Source organism: Actinoplanes sp. NPDC048791 (assembly GCF_040650095.1).
GTDB lineage: Bacteria > Actinomycetota > Actinomycetes > Mycobacteriales > Micromonosporaceae > Actinoplanes.
Map to the genome: position 1 here is coordinate 1 of NZ_JBEZGQ010001674.1, position 1,173 is coordinate 1,173.

Annotated in this window: 2 protein-coding genes; both read right to left on the minus strand. The window is 73.6% G+C overall.

Going from position 1 to position 1,173, the window contains the following annotated elements; all coding sequences use genetic code 11:
* A partial coding sequence (locus tag AB0C29_RS49525) for a copper resistance protein CopC (RefSeq protein ID WP_360835488.1) occupies window positions 1-238 on the minus strand: 238 nt, incomplete at its 3' end.
* On the minus strand, window positions 235-1,173 hold a 939-nt coding region (locus AB0C29_RS49530), incomplete at its 5' end, for a Dyp-type peroxidase (protein WP_360835490.1). The genes AB0C29_RS49530 and AB0C29_RS49525, both read right to left, overlap by 4 nt.

Sequence of the window (1,173 nt, forward strand, 5' to 3'; positions counted from 1 at the left end):
CGGCGTCGACACCGGGCGCCGCGGCGGCCAGGCGCTGGCGGGCGCTGTCGCTGACGACGATCGTGGTGACCTCCGGGTTCAGATGTTCGCTGCAGGTCACGGTGACCGCGGTGGGCGCCGCGGCGTGCGTCGCGTCCCGGGCGGGGGCCGAGGCGGTCAGTTCGGCGTGCGCCCACGCCGGGCTGCCCGGCAGCAGTACGGCGGCGAATGCGGCGAAGGTGAGCATGAGCTTCCTCATGTGAGCACCCGCTCGCCGATCCAGCCGCCCTCCGCGCAGCCCGGCGGTACGGCGAACACGGCCGAGCCGATCGGGGTGATCCATTCGTTCAACAGGTCCTTGTCCGCGAGGCGTTGCTGGATGGGCAGGAACTGCCGGGCGATGTCGCGCTGGTACGCCGCGAAGATCAGTCCGGCGTCCGGGTGCCCGAGGGCGTTGGGCACCCCGTCGTAGTTGTACGGCCGCCGCAGGATCTTCAGTGCCGGATCGGTGACGTGGGCCCGGGTGACGTGCGAGAAGTCCGGGATCCGGGGCAGCCCGGCGTCGTCGAGGGCGGTGAAGTCGGGCTCGTCGTGCTCCTGGGAGCCGCTCAGCGGTGCGCCCGAGTCCAGGCGCCGGCCGGTCGCGTTCTCCTTGTCGGTGACGGCGAGCAGGTCCCACTTCTCGATCTCGGCGCGGATCCGCCGGACCACCAGGGTGGTCGAGCCGTCGGGGTTCCAGACCGCCGGCTCGATCTCGGCGCCGCGCGGGTTCGCGGTCCCGTCGAGCTGGCCCAGCACGTTGCGCTGGGTGTGCTCGGGCGCCTGCACCCCGGGGCTGCGCCGAAAACCCTGCTGCACCCAGCGCACCGCCGCGAACGGCCGGGCGTCCTTGATGAGCATCCGCTGGGTGTGGGCGACCGTGAGCGGGTCGTCCGCGCAGATCTGCAGCACCAGGTCCCCGCCGGACCAGCGCTTCTCCAGCCGGTCGATCGAGAAGGCCGGCAGGTCCGCGATCGGGGCGCGCAGCCCGGCCGCGCGGTACAGGCCGGGGCCGAAGCCGAAGGTGACCGTCAGCCGGGCCGGCAGCACGGCGAGGGTGGCGTCGGTGTCACCGAGCGCCGCGACGCCCTGGGTGAGCCGGGCCGCGTCATCGCTGAGCAGGCGCAGCATCCGGGCCAGGACGCGCCGGTCGGT